This is a genomic window from Paenibacillus vandeheii (genome assembly GCF_030433635.1).
Lineage (GTDB): Bacteria > Bacillota > Bacilli > Paenibacillales > Paenibacillaceae > Paenibacillus > Paenibacillus vandeheii.
The window spans coordinates 142,004-163,615 of the sequence record NZ_JAROCD010000002.1; the positions used below are offsets into that span (position 1 = coordinate 142,004).

16 protein-coding genes are annotated in these 21,612 nt (G+C 48.3%); 9 read left to right on the forward strand and 7 right to left on the reverse strand.

Features of this window, described 5'->3' with window-relative positions; genetic code table 11:
* Positions 1–45: 45 nt before the first annotated feature.
* Together P5G61_RS03480 and P5G61_RS03485 are read left to right on the forward strand one after the other, a co-directional pair.
* Positions 46–618 (forward strand): RNA polymerase sigma factor, encoded by a 573-nt coding sequence (locus P5G61_RS03480; protein WP_301244529.1) that lies wholly within the window; start codon positions 46–48, stop codon positions 616–618.
* Positions 599–2,212 carry a hypothetical protein gene (locus tag P5G61_RS03485; RefSeq protein WP_301244531.1) on the forward strand — a complete coding sequence of 538 codons (1,614 nt, stop codon included), beginning with the start codon at positions 599–601 and terminating at the stop codon, positions 2,210–2,212. Before P5G61_RS03480 ends, P5G61_RS03485 begins: the two co-directional genes overlap by 20 nt.
* Positions 2,213–2,358: 146 nt before the next feature.
* Here the strand turns inward: P5G61_RS03485 and P5G61_RS03490 are convergent, their stop codons facing one another.
* Complete coding sequence (locus tag P5G61_RS03490) at positions 2,359–3,414, reverse strand: LacI family DNA-binding transcriptional regulator (RefSeq protein WP_301244533.1); 1,056 nt, start codon at positions 3,412–3,414, stop codon at positions 2,359–2,361.
* Between the two features lie 447 nt (positions 3,415–3,861).
* Here P5G61_RS03490 and P5G61_RS03495 point away from each other — a divergent pair, with 447 nt between their 5' ends.
* Positions 3,862–5,181, forward strand: coding sequence for a glycoside hydrolase family 125 protein (locus P5G61_RS03495; RefSeq protein WP_301244535.1), 1,320 nt, complete (start codon positions 3,862–3,864; stop codon positions 5,179–5,181).
* Between the two features lie 305 nt (positions 5,182–5,486).
* On the opposite strand, the gene P5G61_RS03500 is transcribed toward P5G61_RS03495, so the two are convergent.
* On the reverse strand, positions 5,487–6,542 hold the full coding sequence (locus P5G61_RS03500) for a Gfo/Idh/MocA family protein (RefSeq protein WP_301244537.1): 1,056 nt from the start codon (positions 6,540–6,542) through the stop codon (positions 5,487–5,489).
* A gap of 75 nt (positions 6,543–6,617) precedes the next feature.
* Positions 6,618–7,505 (reverse strand): sugar phosphate isomerase/epimerase family protein, encoded by an 888-nt coding sequence (locus tag P5G61_RS03505; RefSeq protein ID WP_301244539.1) that lies wholly within the window; start codon positions 7,503–7,505, stop codon positions 6,618–6,620.
* Positions 7,506–7,635: 130 nt separating this feature from the next.
* On the opposite strand from P5G61_RS03505, the gene P5G61_RS03510 reads away from it, so the two are divergent.
* On the forward strand, positions 7,636–8,523 hold the full coding sequence (locus tag P5G61_RS03510) for a helix-turn-helix transcriptional regulator (protein WP_301244541.1): 888 nt from the start codon (positions 7,636–7,638) through the stop codon (positions 8,521–8,523).
* A gap of 124 nt (positions 8,524–8,647) precedes the next feature.
* On the opposite strand, the gene P5G61_RS03515 is transcribed toward P5G61_RS03510, so the two are convergent.
* Positions 8,648–9,331 carry a serine/threonine protein kinase gene (locus P5G61_RS03515; protein WP_024632500.1) on the reverse strand — a complete coding sequence of 228 codons (684 nt, stop codon included), beginning with the start codon at positions 9,329–9,331 and terminating at the stop codon, positions 8,648–8,650.
* 273 nt (positions 9,332–9,604) lie between these two features.
* On the opposite strand from P5G61_RS03515, the gene P5G61_RS03520 reads away from it, so the two are divergent.
* Entirely contained in the window at positions 9,605–10,522 is a 918-nt protein-coding gene (locus P5G61_RS03520) for a PD-(D/E)XK nuclease family protein (protein WP_301244546.1), read from the forward strand.
* Positions 10,523–10,668: 146 nt separating this feature from the next.
* Here P5G61_RS03520 and ald read toward each other — a convergent pair whose 3' ends face one another.
* The gene (gene ald, locus P5G61_RS03525) at positions 10,669–11,802 is read right to left on the reverse strand and encodes an alanine dehydrogenase (RefSeq protein WP_301244547.1); all 1,134 of its coding nucleotides are present in this window, start codon (positions 11,800–11,802) and stop codon (positions 10,669–10,671) included.
* Between the two features lie 190 nt (positions 11,803–11,992).
* Here ald and P5G61_RS03530 point away from each other — a divergent pair, with 190 nt between their 5' ends.
* From P5G61_RS03530 to P5G61_RS03540, 3 genes are all read left to right on the forward strand, one after another.
* Complete coding sequence (locus P5G61_RS03530) at positions 11,993–13,663, forward strand: PucR family transcriptional regulator (protein ID WP_301244549.1); 1,671 nt, start codon at positions 11,993–11,995, stop codon at positions 13,661–13,663.
* 109 nt (positions 13,664–13,772) lie between these two features.
* A complete protein-coding gene (locus P5G61_RS03535) occupies positions 13,773–13,925 on the forward strand; it encodes a hypothetical protein (RefSeq protein ID WP_293016766.1) in 153 nt (50 codons plus the stop codon).
* Positions 13,926–14,358: 433 nt separating this feature from the next.
* Positions 14,359–16,428 carry an nSTAND1 domain-containing NTPase gene (locus P5G61_RS03540; RefSeq protein WP_301244551.1) on the forward strand — a complete coding sequence of 690 codons (2,070 nt, stop codon included), beginning with the start codon at positions 14,359–14,361 and terminating at the stop codon, positions 16,426–16,428.
* Between the two features lie 77 nt (positions 16,429–16,505).
* On the opposite strand, the gene P5G61_RS03545 is transcribed toward P5G61_RS03540, so the two are convergent.
* Complete coding sequence (locus P5G61_RS03545; RefSeq protein WP_301244553.1) at positions 16,506–18,200, reverse strand: sigma-54 interaction domain-containing protein; 1,695 nt, start codon at positions 18,198–18,200, stop codon at positions 16,506–16,508.
* 611 nt (positions 18,201–18,811) lie between these two features.
* Positions 18,812–19,735: a proline dehydrogenase family protein gene (locus P5G61_RS03550; protein WP_301244555.1), complete on the reverse strand. Its 924-nt coding sequence runs from the start codon at positions 19,733–19,735 to the stop codon at positions 18,812–18,814.
* A 245-nt stretch (positions 19,736–19,980) separates the two neighbouring features.
* Here P5G61_RS03550 and pruA point away from each other — a divergent pair, with 245 nt between their 5' ends.
* A complete protein-coding gene (gene pruA / locus P5G61_RS03555; protein WP_301244557.1) occupies positions 19,981–21,528 on the forward strand; it encodes an L-glutamate gamma-semialdehyde dehydrogenase in 1,548 nt (515 codons plus the stop codon).
* The last annotated feature ends 84 nt before the right edge of the window (positions 21,529–21,612 follow it).

The following is a 21,612-nucleotide window of genomic DNA, read 5'->3' on the forward strand; positions in this document are numbered from 1 at the left end:
TATAGTACAGAACCATGCATGGAAGCTGTAGAGAAGGGGGATTACATGACTCAACAGATACCAGAGGAGGAGCTCATTCAGCGTATTATTGCGGGGGACAAACAGCTGTTTGCTGTGCTCGTGGATCGATATAAAAATAAAGTATTCGGCATTTTACGCGGAATGGGTGCGAGTCATCAGGATGCACAGGATCTCGCTCAGGATACGTTTCTCCGGATTTACCGCTATCTTCCTACACGAAGGGAAGGAAGCAGTTTCTCGTCCTGGGTGTACACCATCGTTGTTAATCGGATGCGGGATTTTATGCGGCAACAGAAACCTGTGATGACTGCCGTTCATATGGGCTTGGAGCAGACCAATGGTGAAACGCCAGAGAAACATTTACTGCATAAGGAGATGCAGCGTGAAATCTATCGCCAGATGGAGCAACTGCCGGAATCGTATCGGCTTGTGCTGCTGCTTAAATATACGAATGAGTTAAGCTACGAAGAGATTGCAGATATTACGGACATGAGTCCCGCCCAAGTGCGGAATGCACTTTACCGGGGGAAGAAAACGTTGAAGAAACAAATGGAGCGCAAAGGAGGTTTATCGACGTATGAAGCCTATTCCAAATGATGAGGATCGGATGTGGGAACAGCATTTGTTCCGTGAAGAACCAGATGCGGAATTTACACTTGAGGTGATGCGGAAGCTTGATGGCGTGTCTATGTTGAGCGCAGAAGACTGCAATCCGTTTACGAAAAAAGCCTCCAAATCCCATTGGATGCGCCGTACTGGGATTGCAGCGGCGGCAGTTGTGATCCTTGCGGGAGGGGCATGGTTTGCTTTTGATCACACAGTTAAATCGACGCAACCAACGGTAAATGCCGTAAATAACCCGCCTTTACCTAACATACCTGTTCCAGAGGCGCTGAGATATTCCAGTTTGGCGGATGATTATAAACGTCTTAAACCTCATGGACTTGTGGTTAATCCGAATATTAATATTGATGATCAGGGCTACAAGCTCAAGATTGAAGATGTGCTGGTAGATCGTTCTCAGATTGTAATAAACATGCAGCAAACAGCACCTGATGGTACAGGAATAACCGTGTTATATCCCGAATTGGGGAAAATTTATGTTACTGATGAAAAGGGGAGAGAGGTTGCGACCATTGCGAGGGATACCAGAATAAGCAGTGCCTCTCTTAACAAATTTGTATTTCAACTGCAGCAAGATATCCCTGATAAGGTGATCGTGCGTGGAGAATTGGGACATATAAGAGTAGGAGATTTCTATAATTTTGTGAAAGAGCCATATGAGGATAGTGATGTAACGGTGGATTGGAGTTTTCAGTTCAGCATCGATATGACCAAGGCCAAATCACTGGCTGTTGAGGCTCCTATGAACAATACCTACACCACTCCTGAGGGTTTGAAACTGGATATGACACAGCTCGTACGTACGCCAAACGGGACCCGCCTTGACATGAACATCAGTCTGAATGATGAGCTTCAAGCCAAAGCTGATGAGAACTGGGCGAACTATTTGAGCATTATTTACCATCTTGAGATCCCTGAAACCAATGAATATCGAATTTTCAATGGGTTTAGACCAGATGCCCGTGAAGCCAAGTTTCGGCTTCATGATCAGAGTGGCATGAGAGACGGAGGGCCGTTGAAGTTGTCGGAGACATGGGATCCTTCTTTTGTTACGGTTGATGCTAAGAACATTCGCTTTGTCCTGGATGGTTATACCCTCCTGGTGAAAGAAGAGAAATCAGTGGAAGTTGAATTGGATAAGAGGCGTACGGACATTGCATTTCATACCTTTGTAAAATTTGAGCAGCTTGGCGATAAGATCCTATTTGATGATTTTGATTATAAGCCTGTTCCGGAATCATCTAACTTTCAGAAGAGTAGTGTGAATAAAGGATATTCCCTTGTTCTTAATGGAACAGGGACGTTCCGAAATGCTTTCGTGGGTGATCGCTGGATAGCGGTAGATTCACAGGGGACGGAATATCCTGTTGAAGTGGTTGGTTATCCAGACGAGCCTAACAATAACGGTGAATACGTTGCTGATAAACTGAAATTGATCATCCGTGGTTTTTACAAAGAAAACGGTACGAAATTCACCTTAAAAAGAACCGTAGTTAATCGAGAGTATCGAGATGTGAATTGGGAAGTAGATCTTCCGTCGTACACAAGCCTTCCTTGGCAAAAATAACAGTGATGAATAACATGAACGGAACGGAATAAGCTTGGATGAATAACTAGATAGAGATGAAAGGCCTCGCATAATAACATGCGGGGCCTTTTTGGTATTCAATAAAGTTAAGTTGCACTGAGGCCAAGGAGGTTGCACGTTATGAGTTACGCGGATTCCCGTGGAATCAAAGTAGTCGATAACATGACCGTTTCCTTTGGTGTACCAGGACGTTCAATCCGGCGCTGCAAAGCCTCGATCGCGCGGTGTCCGAGTTCCTCTTTGCAGAGATTAACTGTGGTCAGGGGAGGGGACGAGGTAGCAGCGGCATGCACATTGTCGATACCGATAACAAGGCAATCCCCGGGCGTGGAGAAACCCATTTCCTGCAACTTATTCATCCACTGCAAGGCAATATCATCATTGACACCAATCCAGGCATCGGGGCGTTCGTCGGCGGGCATGTTTTTAATTGTAGCAGCCAATTGATTGATCCATTCGCCGTTCTCATAAGGAATATTCCATTCTCTGAAGGTAGTCATACGACTGCTGTCTGCATGAAAATGGTTCAAGGCCAGTTCAATGCCGATCTTCCGCTGTGCGAAGCTGGCAGCCCGGCCGTCATCTGTAATCAGACCGATGCGGCGGCACTGCATCGACATTAGATATCTCGCTACAGTAATGCCTGCTTCCAGGTTATCATGGCTGATGGTATCACAGTTCAACAGTGGCTCCTGATGATCCACGAGTACAATTGGACGACCTGTCTGAGCCAGTCGTTGCAGGACAGCATGGGGGAAAGCACCCATGACGATGACCCCGGCACACCTTTCCCAGTCCAAGTGAGGAGCGATTGCCCGTTCAGGAGGTGTGTGTTCATCAGCGACTCCCAGAGAGGGGGAGACGATGGCATGATGCCATCCTCTTTCATTGCAGGCAGAGATCATGCCGGAGAGTACGCGCTGCCAGTAGTGGGGTTCGCCCCGGTTGAGCTGATTCATGCAGATAAGGGCAAACGGCGGCTCAGATTGATCTTCATTTCCAGTGGGCACAGCACTACTGCCTGGGGTGCTCTGGCGATATCCCAAGGCACGGGCTAATTCCAGCACACGGGCACGAGTCGCTTCACTTACGCCTGTTTTGCCGCTGAGTGCGCGGGAGACAGCGTATTTGGATAATCCAAGCTGGTCAGCCAGCGACTGGATGGATACTTTACGTGACATTTCATTACTCCTTCATATGTAAACAATTTGCATAAATCTAACGAGCCATTTCAATCTATATAAATTGAACAAAACATTTACACGATAACGGAGAGGACAGAAATAACCTGAAGAAGCGGAGCGTTCGCCTTTATCCCCGGATTTTTCCCTTTGAAAAAGGGAATCCAAAAAAAAAATCTGGGGATAACAGCGATCGGAAGGTTGTTCTGTCATCGGAGTGGCAGGTGTAAATATTCTTTAGTTCAATTTATATATACAAGATATGATCGAATTTATTTTTTTCAATGAACCATCCGTTATGAATTGACGATAATCTTCCGGCACAGTACACTTACAAATAATAATGTTATTATAAATTATCATAACGAAAATAACAATATGATAAAAACCGTTGAATGAAACTATGCAAACAAATGAGAAAACTTCATCTCAAAGGAGACGACATCCATGGAACAGTTCAGATTACCGAAAATACCCATGCCGCATCTGGAATTGCCGCAAGCTGTTCAGAACATTCTTACCGAGGCCGAGGAACGGCTGCAACATAGACCCAGATTGCTGGCGCAGTTCCGTAACTGTTTTCCCAACACGCTGGAAACGACGACAAAGCTATTGGATGATGGAACAACCTTTGTAATTACAGGGGATATCCCGGCCATGTGGCTGCGTGATTCAGTGGAGCAGGTGATGCACTACGTTCCGCTCGCGAAGGAAGACGAACAGCTGCAACGGATTATTGGGGGGCTGATCAAACGGCATACGTTCTATGCGGACCTCGATATCTATGCCAATGCGTTCAATGAAACGGCTAATGGATGGCATTGGGATGCAAATGATGAGACAGAGATGTCGCCTTGGGTGTGGGAACGCAAGTTTGAGCTGGATTCACTTTGTTTCTCTATGCGGCTCGCCTATGCGTATTGGCGTGAGACGGAATTGACGGATATATTTGACGAGCGTTTCAAGAGGGTGATGGAGAGTGTGTTACATCTGTGGAAAACGGAGCAGCGTCATGGTGGGCAGTCCTCATATCGATTCATGCGCCGGAATTGTCCAGCCCATGATACACTCCGCAACGAAGGATCGGGGATGCCTGTAAACTATACCGGGATGATCTGGTCCGGCTTCCGTCCCAGCGATGATGCATGTGATTTTCATTATAATATCCCGGCGAATATGTTCGCAGCGGTGACTCTACGCCAGATGGGGGAGATTGCGAGGTGGGTATTTCGAGATGAGAAGCTGGTCAGCGAGATGGCTCATCTGGAAGAAGAAATACGACATGGTATTTCCTTATACGGTACGTACCGTCACCCCGAGTATGGGCAGATTTATGCCTATGAGACGGATGGTTACGGCAACTTTTGCCTCATGGATGATGCAGGCACGCCGGGGCTTATGTCGATTCCGTATTTCGAGTATGCTTCCACCGAGGATATCGTGTACCAGAATACACGCCGTTTTATTTTGAGCAAGGAAAATCCATTTTATTATGAAGGACAAGTCGCCAAAGGCATCGGTAGCCCTCATACTCCGCCCGGGTACATCTGGCATATGGCGTTGTCCATGCAGGGTTTGACGGCAGACAACGATAAGGAAATGCTGGAGATGATTGAGCTGCTGGAGAACACGGATGCAGGTACCGGGTACATGCATGAAGGCTTTCATTCGGATGATCCGAACACGTTCACAAGGCCGTGGTTTGCCTGGTCGAACAGTCTATTCTCGCAGCTTGTGTACAAAGCAATGAAAAAAGGAATTCTATAAAATGATTTAATTTCAAAAAAATAACTGCCTGCAAAGCAACCGTTCCGGTTACGAATCGTTCTTTCGATCGCTGTTATCCCCGGATTTCCTGATCGCCTTTTGGAAAGTCGAAATCCGGTGATAAAGGCGAACACTTCGTTTCTTCAGAATCGATTTCGTCCCCTGCATTACTTCGCGTTTTGTCAGAAACTAATTTTTTGCACCTAGTATAGGAAAGGGAAGTAGGTAAAAAACAACAACAAAGCCCAAACTGTTGAATTTTTGCAGTTTGGGCTTTGTTTAATATGAAATATAGAGGTGCTTCGTTATACAGTCTTAAGCAGATCCTTAATGAACACCTTTTGACCTGTGCGGGCACTTTCGAGGGATGCAAGGACCATGGCCATGCTGAACTGGTTGTCACTGCAATCAGTTTCAGGCAGTTGCCCGGATTCCAGAGCTGCGAACATGTCTTCGAGACACCCGTGATGTCCTGTTTTCTCCATGACAGGCTGTTGCCCTTCGATCCGTTCGCACGGTTGGAAAAAGGACGGTTTGCCTTCCGCATCCAGATGCTGCGCCGAGACAACTTCAGCATAAATGTCATCATGCCCATCCCAGATCGCGGTTCCTTTTTCTCCGGTTACGCGCCAGGATGCTTCCCATGAAGTAGGCACACCTTCTGTGCACCAGGACCCGCGATAGTCAAATACGGAGCCATCGGACATTTCAAAAATGCACAACGCCATCGCATTACCTTTATACCAGGAGCCTGGAGGATTGAATTCGTGGCAGTAGACCGAGACCGGATTCGCACCGAGAATATATCGTGCTTGGTCGAAGGTATGTATCGCCATATCCAGCAGCAGTGGACTATCCATTAGATCGCGGAAGCCACCGAAATGGGGTCCAAGGAAGAAGTCTGCTCCTGCATAACCGACCTGACCAATGGTTCCTTCCGAGATAAACTGCCGATAAGCGCGAATGCGCGGATCAAAACGGCGATTTTGCATCACAGCCTGAATATTACCGGTACGGCGTGCAGTCTGAACAATATCTTCACAATCAGCGAAGGATTCCGCCAGTGGCTTTTCACCAAATACGTGGCATCCTTGTTGTAACGCCGTCATGGCAATGCCATGATGGCTCGCTGGAATAGTGACATCAAATACGATATTGGCATTAGTCGTTTGAATGGCCTCGCTGATATCCGTAAACGTAGGACAGGAGAGGCCGTGCCGTGCAGCCAGTGCAGCGGCAGTTTGTTCATACAGATCGACAAGCCCTACAATTTCCGTGTCCGGTCTTTGCATGGCGTAATCGACCCAGGTGTTAGACATGGCCCCACAGCCTGCCACAACTACCCGATAAGGATGACTCATCCTATCATCTCCTTATGCTTTTCATTTTCTTTGTTCTTGCAATGGATATCATATAACTCAATGTTATTCCCGTTTCTATACCGGATTGGGAACAAAATCTCCACCGCGGCATTGTTTTAAATACCTTAGTGCGTGTACCTGTCCGGTCATTTCGAGTTCGTCTTTGTAGACAGGATCATGCCAGCCTTCAATGTCGATCGTTCCCTGATACCCGTTTTGACGCAAGATCGTAATGATATCAGACCAGCTGGTATCCCCGAAGCCGGGCGTACGGTGCCAGACAAATTCACGCGGGCCGTGAACGCCATATTCTTTGACTATATCCCAGGCAATCGTGGCATCTTTCCCGTGCACATGGAACACTTTAGGCGCCCACTTGCGCAGCTGTGGAATCGGATCAATCAGGCTGGACATTTGATGGCATGGCTCCCATTCCAGTCCAATGTTTTCAGCGGGTACCGCATCGAACATCATCTCCCAAGCCGTTGGGTTATGTGCAATGTTCCAATCGCCCGTCTGCCATGTACCACCCATATCACAGTTTTCAAAAGCAATGCGCACACCCCGGTCCGCTGCCCGGCGTGCCAGTTCTCCAAACACTTCCTTGAACCGTGGAATTGATTGGTCAATCGGCTGATCGGTAAGTCGTCCGGTGAACCCGGAGACAATATCCGCCCCGAAGAGCTGGGCGTGATCAATAACCCGTTCCCAGCTGGCGAGTGTATCGGCATTATCCCCGGTTCCGGTGAGCGGATTGCCAAATACACTTACTGCAGAGATGATAATTCCCTGTTCGTCCACGATTTCACGGACACGTTTGGCTGTTTCGGCCAGGTCCAAATCACCCGTCGTTTGCCAGAAGGTCAGATTGAAGGATTCGAAGCCATGTTTCATGATCTGTGGAATGACGCGGACTGCGTCGTGGCCACCTACGAGGGTGCCTATGCGTAACGGATTATTCATGGTTGTATTTCACTCCAATATTGGCTTATAGTACTTCGTGACACACTCATTATAGCCGGGCGTCTGCCGGATGGCTCTATACAATCTTGTGCAATATTAGTCTGATCTTGTGGGGAAAGGGGGAGACAGCGTGCTGGATCTGAAAGCGCTTCACGAAAACACCCGCATTGACCATAAATCTCATCCATTTCAGCTGTTCCAGAATCGTTGTCGGGGGATGAAAACGGAAGAATGCATTCTGTATTTGCACTGGCATGAACACTTTGAGCTGATTTTTATGCGAAAGGGCAGTGCACTGTTTCATATTGACAGCAGGCCCTACGTCGCTCAAGCAGGTGAGGTCATTATCATTCCTGGAGGGGCACTGCATGTCGGGTATGCACTGGAAGAAGGGGATATCAACTATGATTCAGTCGTGCTCAACAGTGCATTATTTCATGATTTTACCCATGATCCCGTTCACTTGAAATATGTTGCGCCATTTCTGGAGGGAAAGGTAAGGTTCCCGGTAAAACCGGCGGAGCAGAACATAGTCTGTCAGGGCTATTATTCCCTGTTGGATGAAGCTATTGAGGAGATGGCCTCACAGCCGCCAGCCTACCAACTGGTTGTGAAGTCCAAGCTGCATGCCTTGTTCACCCTGCTTGCACGAACGTTTATGCCACATCAACTTTCTGATAAAACAGCCCAATCCTATTTTCCCAATCGAGAACGATTCAAACATTTGATTGAGCAGATTGAAGCGGAGCCGACAGGAAAAATGTCTGTTACCGAGGCAGCGGGCCAGGTGGGGCTGAACACGTATCATTTTTGCAAAATGTTTAAAAAGTTGACCGGACGCACCTTCGTGGAATATGTGAACGGGTGTCGAATGACAAAAGCCGAACAGCTGCTGCAGGAGAGCAGTATGACCGTTACCGAGATCGCTGCTCAGGTTGGCTGCGAGAACGCCAACTATTTTACAAAGCTGTATAAACAATATAAAGGGATGACACCCTCCCAGGGGCGGTTGAAATAAGAGTCCTAGCGTCAACATCGTCAACATCGAACATACAAAAATCCGGATACTCGCGCATTTCTGGCAGTGATCCGGATTTATTTTATAAATATAAGAACTACACTTGATCTGTTTAGGAAGATACTTATTTCATGAATTTGGAGAATAGTCGGTTAGCCTTTTTGGAGAGGTCGTCCATCTTGACATTAGCCTGATCCAGTTGGTTATATCCCCATTTGATCGTTTGCAGCATGCGTGGGGATATGGGCGTACCTTTGATCCGTGGATAAATGTTGTGATAGGCCCAGACGAGATGCTCCCAGCGATTATCATTGCCGTCCTGAATATACTCCGATACGTCGATGACTTTCCCGCGTCCATTCTGGAGAATTACATTTTTCAGGTGAATGTCCCGCGGGTTCAGGCCGCGGCTGCGTACGGCCTCACGCGCTTCGTCTACATCGAGCATGACCTGCTCGGGCACCGGGATGCCCTTTTCCAAACATTCAAGCAAGGTATCTCCCGCTTCAAAACTGATCACAAGAATATTCCGGCCGCTACCGTAATAGGTGGGAAAATAGGGCAGGCCTTTGAGCTGTTCATAAACCTGTTTTTCATTTTCCAGTTTGTCCAGGGCATGATCTGAGTACATCTTGAAGGCATACTGCGGCAATCCGTCATACGTAAATACCGCCGCATCCGTTCCTGTGCCAATGCAATTCAATCCTTCTACATGGCCTATGATGTTCACGAGCTCATTCCGGTCGCTTCCGATGACTTGGATTTGTTGTAATGCTTCTTCCGCCTGGAACCAATCCGGTCGATTCATGGGTGGTGCCTCCTTTTAGGATATGCCTGTACAATTCATCTGTCTAATTGCAAAATCCTGTACTCTATTTAGTATAGTATGCGTTCTGCGCTGTCATTTCATCTTTTGGTGATGTTACTATATAAACGTTACGCATTGAATCGGAAACGGTTGCGGTTAGAAGAAAATAACGGAAGGGTGCTTGCGGCGTTTTTGCCATTTCCTATATACTGTGAGCATTAAGGGATGTTAGAAACATGCAGAAATCCGGCATACAGAAAGGCAGAATATCTTATGGCACAATACCCGCAGTGGTCTTATTCGCAGTCGCGGGCGAGTATGTTCGATGAGTGCCTGCGCAAATATTATTATCATTATTACGGAGCCCATAACGGCTGGAAGGCAGAGTCGGCGGATGAGATGCAGGTACGTCTGTATCGGTTGAAGCAGCTCAGTAATCTATACCTTGTATTCGGTGACCTCGCGCACCGGATGTGTGAATCGGCGGTACGCAGCAGGGAGGAAGGCAAAGACAAACCTCGTGAACACTTTCTGGAACAGACGATGCGCAAGCTGCTGAATCAGGCTTATGTGGAATCAATGGATCAGGATCAGTGGCGGCTGGACCCCAAGAACCGGGTGATGTTGTCCGAGATGTATTATGGAGACGACACATTGAATGACCGAATTGCCACGATCAAAGAGCGAGCTTCGGCCTGTGTCAGCAATCTGTATCAGACGCTCACGTGGGAGGATCTGTCCCGTGCGAGTACGGATATTTTGGAGATTGAGAAATGGGATACCATGATGCTGCACGATACACGCGTGTATGTGAAGATGGACTTGTTATATCGTCGCAGCAACGGCAATATCGTCATTGTGGACTGGAAGACGGGCAAGGAGGATGACTTCTCGGATCAGTTGATGCTGTACGCATCCTATGTGAGGGAGCATTACCGGGTACCGCTGGAGCAGATTGAGCTGCGGGTGGAGTACCTGTTAACCGGGACAAACCGAGAGTTTACAGCGACGGAAGAGGATATCCTGAAGGTAGAGGAGAGCGTGGGGCGGTATATTGCGGAGATGCGCTCCTGTGTGGATGATGAGTATTACAACCGTCCCAAGGACGTCTCCTATTTCACGCCGATGCCTTCGCGCCGCGCCTGTCGGGACTGTAACTTCCGCGAGGTCTGCAGTGAACGTGCAGTATAGCGAGCCACCCGAAGCCTACTCAGATATCTTCCCTTTTCGGGGAAAAAACAAGAAGCGCCAGCCTGGACAGGATCTGCCCGACTGGCGCTTCTGTTTCGTTCCACAGGCTCGGCAACAAGGCGCCGGGTGGAACGGTCATCCAAAGATCATTGGACCGCGGCGGTATTCTCCAGCGCCTGTCCTGCGGGAACGTAGGCGTGCCCGAGATCCCGGGCAACCGCCTCATACGTGATATGTCCATTCAGCACGTTTACTGCGCTGCGAATGGACGAACTGCCGCGAATCGCGGCGGCTGCACCATGGTTCGCCAGCTGCATCGCGTAAGGCATGGTGGCGTTGGTCAGCGCCACCGTAGACGTGCGCGGCACCGCGCCTGGCATGTTGGCTACCGCGTAATGCACCACACCATGCTTCACGTAGGTCGGTTCATCGTGGGTCGTGATATGATCAATGGTCTCCACAATTCCGCCCTGATCAATCGCCACATCCACAATGACCGAACCGGGTGCCATGGTGGTAACCATCTGCTCGCTGACAAGGGTTGGCGCTTTGGCGCCCGGAATCAGCACCGCACAGATCAGCAGATCGGCAGCAGCTACAGCTGCCGCAATATTGGATGGACTCGATACGAGCGTATGAATCTGATTGCCAAAAATATCATCCAGCTGGCGCAGACGATTCAGATTCAAATCGAGGATGGTCACATCGGCACCCAGACCAATCGCAATTTTGGCGGCATTCGTACCCACCGTGCCGCCACCAATAACCACGACCTTGCCACGGCTAACGCCGGGTACACCGGATAACAGAATGCCTTTGCCGCCTTCCGTCTTCTCCAGCAGCTGCGCTCCAATTTGCGCCGACATACGTCCGGCAACTTCACTCATCGGGGTGAGCAGAGGCAGCGTACCATTGACCTCCAGTGTTTCATACGCAATGGCGGTTACCCGGCTTTCAATCAGTGCCTTCGCCAATGCAGGCTCCGCTGCGAGGTGCAGGTAAGTGAAGAGAATCAAGCCAGGACGAAAATAGGTGTATTCGCTGGCAAGGGGTTCTTTGACCTTGATGATCATATCTGCCTCTGACCATACGGATGCAGCTGTATCCCGAAGCTCCGCTCCGGCCGATTGATACTCGCTGTCCGTGAATCCACTGCCGAGTCCCGCGCCTCGTTCAATCATGACCTGATGTCCGGCTCTGACAAAATCAGCAGCTCCAGCCGGGGTCAGTGCTATACGGTTTTCATTGTTTTTAATTTCTTTCGGAATTCCGATTCTCATCGCCATGCACCTCGTCCATTTAATGGTTGTTAGCTTATACTACAAGTTTATGACCTGGATAACAGATTTGCACCTTACCTAATGTCTAAGTTTTGAAGAATTGAATCAACATAATGTCGAGAAAAGACTATTCAGGACATTTATCCATAGCTTATAATGTAAGAAAAAATGACATTATGAGGGATCGATATTGAGAAATGACCGAGTGTTTACGATAAAGGATATTCTGGCTCGCCCCGTCTTTGCCAAAGCCCGGCTTGCTGCGGGGAAAGAGGGAACATCCCGTCAGGTCGGATGGGTCCATGTGTTGGAGATCACGAATGTCTCTCCATTTGTAAGTCCTCATGATCTTATTTTATCCACAGGACTATGGCTTCAATCGGAAGAAGGGCGTGAAGAATATCTGCTCCAGTTAATTCGGAGCGAAGCGGCCGGGCTATGCGTGGAGTTTGGCACGAGCATTCATGGCATCCCCGAAGAATTGATTGAACTGGCTGACAGGCATCAATTCCCGCTTATCGTGTTTGAGCAACCGGTCCGGTTCGTTGAGATTACGCAAGATATTCATGCTTTGCTTATTAATCATCAACACCAGCTGCTGAAGAGCCTGGAAACCTATTCTCGTCAGCTTCAGCAGCGAACATTACAGAGTACAGACATGTCGGCTGTGCTTAACCTTCTGCATGAATACGCGGCCAAGCCGGTGGTGTATATCTCGTCCATGGAACCGGGCAGTTTTGTGCCGGAGCTGCCTTCGGAGTCGCAGCAAGCGATCTACACATGGTACGAGCAGGAGGTTGAGCATCTGGATCTTAATGATTCAGACACCGAGTTATGGTTCCATTTGGATGAGGAGCAGGTGTTACTGTGTCACCCGGTCGTATGTTTTGGTCAGGTTTTTTCGGCAGTCGGCATGGTTGTACATCCTTCAGCACCGGTCGAGTATCTCAAGCTGTTGCTCGATTATACAGCGAAAGCAGCTGCGGCACTGACTTTGCGCTCCCAGTTTCTGGAGGAGAAGATGGTACGCAACCAGAATGAGCTGCTCCAGGATCTGATGAACGGTAACATTTTGCATGAGGAGCAGGCCCAGACCCGAATGGGACTCCGTCTGCTGGCGAAGGGACAGTATTGGTTTGCAGGCGGGGTTATTGAGATGGAGCACCGTCTGAAAGGGATCGGCCGTGAGCGTATGGAAACCAACCATCAGGATATTCTGGTGCTGCTGCGTTCCTTGCTCAAAAAGAACAATCTGTCCAGCCTCATCATGCTGAAAAATAATCAGGTATATGTATGCTGTGCCAAGGAGGAGAGCAAGACATTCACACGAAAACAACTGGTAAAATCGTTGGAAAGCATTGTTGGTGATGTGAAGCGATTTGCGAGTCGCAACCTGAAGCAGGTAGTGATTCATGCCGGATTTGGCAAGGTGCGCAACCGTTTAACAGGCATGCCGGACAGTCTGCAGGAAGCATATCAGGTCATCGAGGTTTCGCGATCCATAGATCGGCTGGAACATATTCATTTTTACGAACACATGGGTATATATCAAATGTTAAAAGCATTACCCCAATCGTTCCTTCAGCCTTTTGTGAATGACCATCTGGGCGTTCTGATTGAATATGATCAGACACACCATCTAAGGTTGGTGGAAACATTGGATGCCTTTCTACAAAACTTCGGTTCCAAGCGGGATGCGGCTGCTCAATTGTTCATACATCGACAAACCTTGTACAATAGATTGGAGAAATTAGAAGAATTAATGGGACCTGACTTTATGGATCAGGAGAGAAGAATCTGCCTGGAGATGGCACTGCTTGCTCATGCTATGATCGAGGAGGAACAGGATTTTCCAACTTAATAGACCAGGCTGGAAGAAAGTCCAGACTGTGCATCATTGAAAGATGTGCACAGTCTAGCAATTTTTACTGATGCGACGAGAGAGTCGTAATGCTCTTGGTAATACGGGAGTGCCAGAATCAGGCCGGCGGCCGCGAAACAGTCTGGGATGGCCGGAGGAAGGTGCAAGGGATAACGAGGTAGGAGCGGCCAAGCGATATGGCGAGGAACTTCGCTCCGGAAGAGTTCCTGTATCCAGCTTTTTGAATGAAACACCGCTTTGACACAACCACTCATCAAGTTGTTCACGGGTGATTCCTAATTGTCCGCTTAAATTACAGATGTCGAGATTTTTTCTCACACAAATCCGCCTTTCCTTAAATATCGGGCTGTATTAGTTATGAAAGGGAAGCATGGAGCATGAAGTTGGAAATGGATTGGTGCTCATGGACTTCAGCAATTTGCATCACGCAAAATGCCCAATGGATTGGTTTGCCCGATCGGCGGAATAATCGATTATGATGATTCAGCGGTGTGGGAAAGGTCTATGTAAACCGGTTAAATGTTTGTTTACCGCTGTTTTGTGTAATTTTTCTATAATTTGGCTTTTCACTAAATTTTATCACTTCATATGTATCTGTGCGTCTCAATATAGTCTCAACTTTGTGAGAAAATCAAGGTTATGGAAAGTACGAGTATCTAGTACGGAGGACACTGATGGGAAACAGTAGTGAGGTTCAATACGACAGATATCATGGTCATGGAAAACGTTTCGTAGGTCGAGCTAAGGAACTGATGATGTTGGACCGTTGGTTCAACAATCCGGAAGCACCTTTAACCTTTTTTTCAGTTACGGGCATGGGGGGGATTGGTAAATCCTCTTTACTGTCCGAGATGTTATCCGTTGCTCGAAACAAGGGAGCGACTGCCATATGGATGGATGGCAGATCCTGTGGCTCGACACCGTCGGTCTTTTTGGAATATTTGTCCTCTACACTGGACCTGGAGACCATGGGTAGTGACGGTAACCCTCGGCCATTAAGCCTGCTGAGTGAGACTTCAGTACAGAGGCGACTGGTCCTTGCTGTGGATAATTATGAAGAGCTGGCTTTACTGGAGAGCTGGTTTATGGAAGTTTTCGTATCCAAGCTCCCGCTATACGGTGTGCTGATCATACTGGCCTCACGACCGGAGCCAGCTTCAGCGTGGCGGACACATCCTAGGTTGCAGCAGCGCCTTGTGCAGATGCCTCTTAAACATTTTACGTGTGAAGAAGTATCAGAATATATTGCAGGGGCAGGGTCATTAAACAAGAGCATGGCTGGTACGATTGCACGTATGACGGATGGGCATCCGCTGGGATTGGCACTTGCCGTGGAGGCAGCAGATCAGCGCAGGAATTTTCCCCTTTCCGATTGGACTGAATTGTCACAAATGATTAGCGCCAGATTGCTGCTTGAATTGACGCTTCCCCGCCTGCATCCGATGGTTGAGGTATTAACTCTGCTGGAAACAGCGAACCAGGAATTGCTGGCATCCGTGCTGCAAACAGAGGTGACGCTTGAAGAATACAACGTCCTGAGGCGTATGTCGTTCATTCGTTCCGGCCCTAATGGTCTGGCGCTGCATGATATGGCCAGATTACATCTGCTTCGAGATTTTCGTCAACGTGAACCACAGCGTCTGCAAGCCATGCGTGTACGAATTGCGGAGTTGCTCAAGCCGCTCCATGAACAGGCGGGTCCACATGAGAGACGCCAGATCACCCGAAAAATGCTCATTTTGTGTCAGGAATCGATGCTCCAGCACCGAAAGTACGCTGATGTCTCGGCTGATTCACTGTTCTCTCCAATGGAAGTGATGCGAGCGGAGGACTTGCCTGCGTTGCACAAATTGCTCCGACAGTGGTGTGAGTATAGTGTGGAGCCCTGGCAGGCGCCATCTTATCCTGCTTTTTTGGATGAGCTTGCACACCGTTATCCTGAGGGGATTGTATTGATGCGTGACCAGGATGGCGAGCCGATCGCGATGTTCATTACGGTGCTCGTGCACCGCGAGAGCAGCGGGATGCTGTCGAACTATTTTCCGGCCGAAATGCAGGAATGTTTCACACCGGAAGAGCTGGATTGCGATCCGAATCAGACGGATACTCACTTTGCGGTGCTCGCTGCGGCGAGGGATGATATACCGGGCTACAAACGTGAGGAACTTGTGGGTTATATGTCACTGGATCGGTTGTCACTGCTCGGAGAAGGGGCCAGGGTGATACTGGTCGCGACTAATCCGCATCTAAAGCTGTTTTTGCAGAGTATTGGTTTTCGGAGCAGAAAAGCACGTACACGTTTATGTGACGTGTATGCAGATCAGGCAAGTGTACTGGATCTGGATTTGCGCAGTGGACAATTCGGTGACTGGGTGATGTCCCTTCTGGGTCTGGATATGAAGAGCGGCCGGTTACAACAGAGGACATCTGGCGAGAGTCGGATACCCTGGTCCGAACAGGATGTGCGCAAAATGCTGACTCATCTGCATTCTCCCGGAGAATTGCATGAGTACGCAGCGCGAGTGAAGGGTATGACGGATGGAATTCATCTACAGAAGCATATCCTGGATTTGCTGGAGGGCCGAATTCATGGGATCTCCCAGCAAGATCAGATGCTGTTATACGCGGCCTATTGGACACATGATGGCAATCCAACTGCCGCAGCAGAGGCATGCTCGATGAGTCGGGCCACATTCTATCGGCATCTGCGAGCCGCATTGATCCGACTGGCGAGAGTGCTATAGGGAATAGAAAGAATCATTCATCGAGGCTTAACAATACGCTGGATCATTCATTATAACGACAAGAAAGAAGAGGCTGGTCATAGACCGAGCCTCTTCATGCGGTTATAGAGCGTGGCTCTGGAGATGCCAAGCTGCCGGGCAAGCGTTCTTTTGTTGCCTCCGGCGGCTTTCAGATATTGCAGCAGGAGTTCCGACTCGTAGATGTCCAACCTCTGTTGATAGGATAGGTTGGAAGAATCCGTAGATTCGTCTATTACGCTTTTATCGGATGGAGCAAATGTGTCCGTACTTCTGGAGAAAGGAGACAAGCTCGATTCCGGCCCAGGCTGTGAATGCAGCTGTACCGTCTCCTGCAATATGGCTGGTTCCTGCTCCATGGGTGAAATGAAGGTGTCAGGGAGATATTCAGGCTTAACCTCGCCATCCGTGGTGAGAATGGTGATTCGCTCAATCACATTTCTTAATTCTCGTACGTTGCCTGGCCAGTCATAGTGAAATAGCAGCTTGAACACCTCGGGAGGAACGAGTTCAATATGCCGATTATAGAGCAAGGAGAACTCTTGCAGGAAGGTCTGTGTCAGCTCGTAAATGTCTTCCTTGCGCATACGCAGGGGAGGGATCACGAGATTAATGACATTCAATCGATAGTAGAGATCCTCCCGGAACTGATTGCGGGCAATCATGCCCAGCAGATTCTGATTGGTTGCGGCGATAATGCGGCAATTTGCCTGTTTCATGCGTGTTCCTCCAACAGGAAAGTAACTTTTCTCCTGCAATACACGCAGTAACTTCACTTGAAGTTCCAGCGGCATTTCGCCTATTTCATCCAAAAAGAGCGTGCCGCCTTCGGCGAGTTCGATTTTCCCCTTTTTCCCCTTTGGATCAGCCCCTGAAAATGCCCCCTTCTCGTAGCCAAATAACTCACTCTCAAATAATGAACCAGGAATAGCTCCGCAGTTAATGGCGATAAACGGCGCTGTCTGTGGTTCACGCAGGTCATGGATGGCTTTGGCAAATAGTTCTTTCCCCGTTCCGCTCTCTCCAAGAATGAGCACGGTAGCTGAGGTGGTACTGATCTTGCGAATAGTTTCCAGACACTGGTTAATTACAGGGCTACTGCCTTTGATTCTGGCGAACGGATCGGAATCCGGACGTAGACGGGCAACGGCTTTCTCCAGATGCTGAACTTTGGATGTCATATGTAATAACTCTTGATGAAGACGAATTTCGGTTGTTATATCCACTTCGGCGGCAACTGCACCTACAATGCGTCCATCGAGCTGCACCGGACGTGCATTAATCAGGGCGAACAGATCGGGTCTTGGCTGGTGCTGCTTTCGGTACACGGTTTCCCCTGTATATAACGTTTTGAGCGATTGAAGGCGATCAGGGGGAAAGAAATCCGCTGCCGGTTTCCCGATGATATCTTTTTTGTTAATTGAAAAAACATGCTCCGCACCCGATGTCCAGTAGGTCACCTTTGCTTCTTCGTTAATCAATGTTAGAGCTGAGCCTGCCGTCTCCAGTGTTGTCTCGAAATAAGCTTCCATAAGTCGATGAGCATGCATCATTTCTTGCAGAACATCGGATACAGCGATATAGCCCAACGAGGGTCCATCATCCTGAATTAACAGATAAGGACTGGTATTAAATAGGGGGATGGCGTCTGCCAGCCCTGTTGTTGAAGGGATGACGGGCATGCAGAGTCCCGAATCCAGGATACTCATATCTGTACGTAATAAGGACATCAAATCTGGAAGTAAATGTTTCATCGGTATCACCTCAGCTAGAGCATAACTTTCGGAAACCAAGTCAGTTACATGAGCCACATACAAGTGGTCTGCAAATGAAATGATTGGAATAATGATGGTTACCCATATTATAGCTTTCCAAATGAAGTGTGTATATATTTTTTGACATGAAGCATACATGTTATCGGGATGGAAGAGAGGAGAATGGGTCATCCAATTTTATAATGCGCTTTCATTTCTATAGTCTAGGAATAATTGTTAATTCAATAAGACGAATCAGGAATTTAGGTTAGATGCGAGTCATTAAAACTGACATTTATAATGAGACTGTACTCTTTTATCTCACTCCATAATACCGGGCAGAGCCAGAATGTTCTATGTGGCCGTTCCGAGCCATTAGGTTCTGAATGAATGAAGTTCACTTGTGAACAGCAAAAGATGTGTCCATAAAAATAGACATTTTAAATTGGGGATGCTCATTTTTTAGACATTAAGAGCTGAGCCGAGTAGAGGAAAAAGTGGGATGCTCCGGGGTGCTTTACAAATATAAAAACCATGTGCCCTCAAAGAAGGTGGCAGCATGGTTTTTGTTCTTATCGTTGTATTTTATATATGTTGACCCAGCTGGAGAATTATCTGAACATGTTTTTCAGCACCATCCAGAGATTTGCTGGTTTCTCGGCCAGACGACGGGTGTAATATGGGTACCACATGGTTCCGTAGGGAACATAACAACGAATACGATATCCTTCCCTCGCCAAACGTTCCTGTTCGTTCATGCGCAAACCGTACAACATTTGAAACTCAAACGCATCCGGGGAAATTCCCCGATCCTTCGCGTATTGCTTGGTCCAGGAGATAATGTGGTCATCATGTGAAGCAACCGCAGTGTATACGCCTTGATCAAGATGATTGCGAATCATCGTTTTGAATTGATCAATCACTTCGGAAGTGTTCTGATAAGCTACGGATGCAGGTTCCTTGTAAGCCCCTTTGACCAGACGCAGCCGGATTCCTTCCCGAATCATATCACGTGTATCTTCTACAGTACGATGTAAGTAGGCTTGCAGCACAGTACCTGTATTATCCAGTCCTTCCGAATGTAAACGGCGCACAATATCCAAAGTCGCTTGGGTGAACGGGCTGTCCTCCATATCAATCCGCACAAACAGATTATTCAGTTTGGCTTGAGTGGCAACCGCACGTATATTTCGATATCCCTCTTCAGGGTCCAGCGCGAGTCCCATTTGAGTTGGTTTTAGGGAGACATTGGAGTCTGCACCCTGCCGGGCGATGCCTTCCACCAGACGTACATACTCATCCCGGTACAACGCGGCTTCTTTTAAATGAGTAATACCCTCACCCAGATGATCCAGTGTAGCCATAATGCCCTTGTTGTTGAGTACCCGAATCTCTTCGAGAGCCTCTTCCAGTGTATTGCCTGCGATAAACTTGCCAGCCAGCTTTTTGCCGTATTTGATGGAGAGATTCTCCACAGCTTTATTACCTGCGACGGTTAGCAGCGTTTTACGGTACATTTCCGTTCCGATACTCATCGGGGTTCCTCCTTATGGATCATGTTTCTTTATAACAAAGTTATCAAGCAATAATCATGCCAAGGTTGATCTGCGCAGAAAAAAACGGGCGGTGCTTTGAAAAAAAATATTTTTTTGCAAAAAATATTCATTCTTCAACCGGAGTTGGCACGGATCTTGCTACATATATTGGGTGATGAGTAAAATGCATGGCACAACTTAGGCAAACAGCCAGCGAACCCCCACATCTGAAGGAGGAATCATTCATGAATATCCCTTTTGTTAACGAACCATTCACATCCTTTGCAGTCCCGGCCAACCGGGAAGCTTTCGAGAACGCGCTTCGCAAGGTGGAGGCTGAACTTGGCCAGGAATACGCTATTATTATCGGCGGACTAAAAATAACGAGCGCCCGCACGTTATCTTCAGTAAACCCTGCATCCAAAAATCAGGTTGTCGGAACGGTCTATCAGGCGGATCAGGAACTTGCCGAGCAGGCAATCCAGACTGCTGCGGAAACATTTCACACCTGGAAGCATACGGACCCGAATGAACGTGCCCGTTATTTGTACAAAGCGGCAGCGCTCATGCGGCGGCGCAAGCATGAATTTTCCGCCTGGATGGTATATGAAGCAGGCAAAACATGGCCGGAGGCGGATGCAGACACAGCCGAAGCGATTGATTTTATGGAGTTTTATGCCCGTGAGATGCAGCGTCTGAGTGAGCCGCAACCGCTCACACGAATTGCAGGCGAAGATAATGAATTGAGTTATATTCCGCTTGGTGTGGGGGTTGTCATTCCACCATGGAACTTCCCACTCGCGATTATGGCCGGCATGACCTCGGCAGCATTGGTATCGGGCAACACCGTTGTATTAAAACCAGCCAGCACAACAGCGGTGATTGCCGCCAAATTCATGGAGCTGCTTGCAGAAGTGGGTGTTCCGGATGGTGTAGTGAACTATTTGCCAGGACCAGGCAATGAGGTTGGCGATTATCTGGTGGACCATGCGCTCACGCGTTTTATTAGCTTCACCGGCTCCAGAGATGTTGGTCTGCGAATTAATGAACGTGCAGCACGCACCGCACCGGGCCAGAAATGGATTAAACGGGTTATTGCTGAAATGGGCGGCAAGGATTCGATCGTTGTGGATAGCGACAGTGATCTGGAACTGGCTGCGGAATCGATTACGGCTTCGGCGTTTGGTTTCTCCGGACAGAAGTGTTCCGCGTGTTCCCGTGCCATTATTCATAAAGATGTATATGACGAGGTATTGCAAAAAGTGATTGAACGAACCAAGCAGCTGAGCATGGGCAGTCCGCTTGAAGTTGGAAGCCAGGTTGGTCCAGTTGTCGATGACAAGGCGTATGCCAAGATCACGGAATATATTGAAATCGGCAAGAGTGAGGGTCGCCTTGTACTCGGTGGGGGTACAGGGAACGAAGAAGGATACTTCATTGAACCGACGATTATTGCCGATGTGGATCCACAGGCACGGATTTCACAGGAAGAGATTTTTGGACCGGTACTGGCTTTTATCAAGGCGGAGTCCTTCGGGGATGCACTGGATATTGCCAATAATACCGATTATGGCCTGACGGGTGCGGTAATCTCGCGCAATCGAGAACATCTGGAACAAGCCAGACGGGAATTTTTTGCGGGTAACCTGTACTTTAACCGTAAATGCACAGGTGCACTGGTGGGTACACATCCATTTGGCGGATTTAACATGTCGGGGACCGATTCCAAGGCAGGTGGAAGAGACTACTTGCTGCTGTTCACCCAAGCGAAATTGGTATCGGAGAAATATTAAGTTGAAAAATGGGGTTGGGGCCCGCTAACAATCGCTTGGTTTTTATGCTATCATTTCCTGAAAATAGTCTTTGTTCGTCAGTTT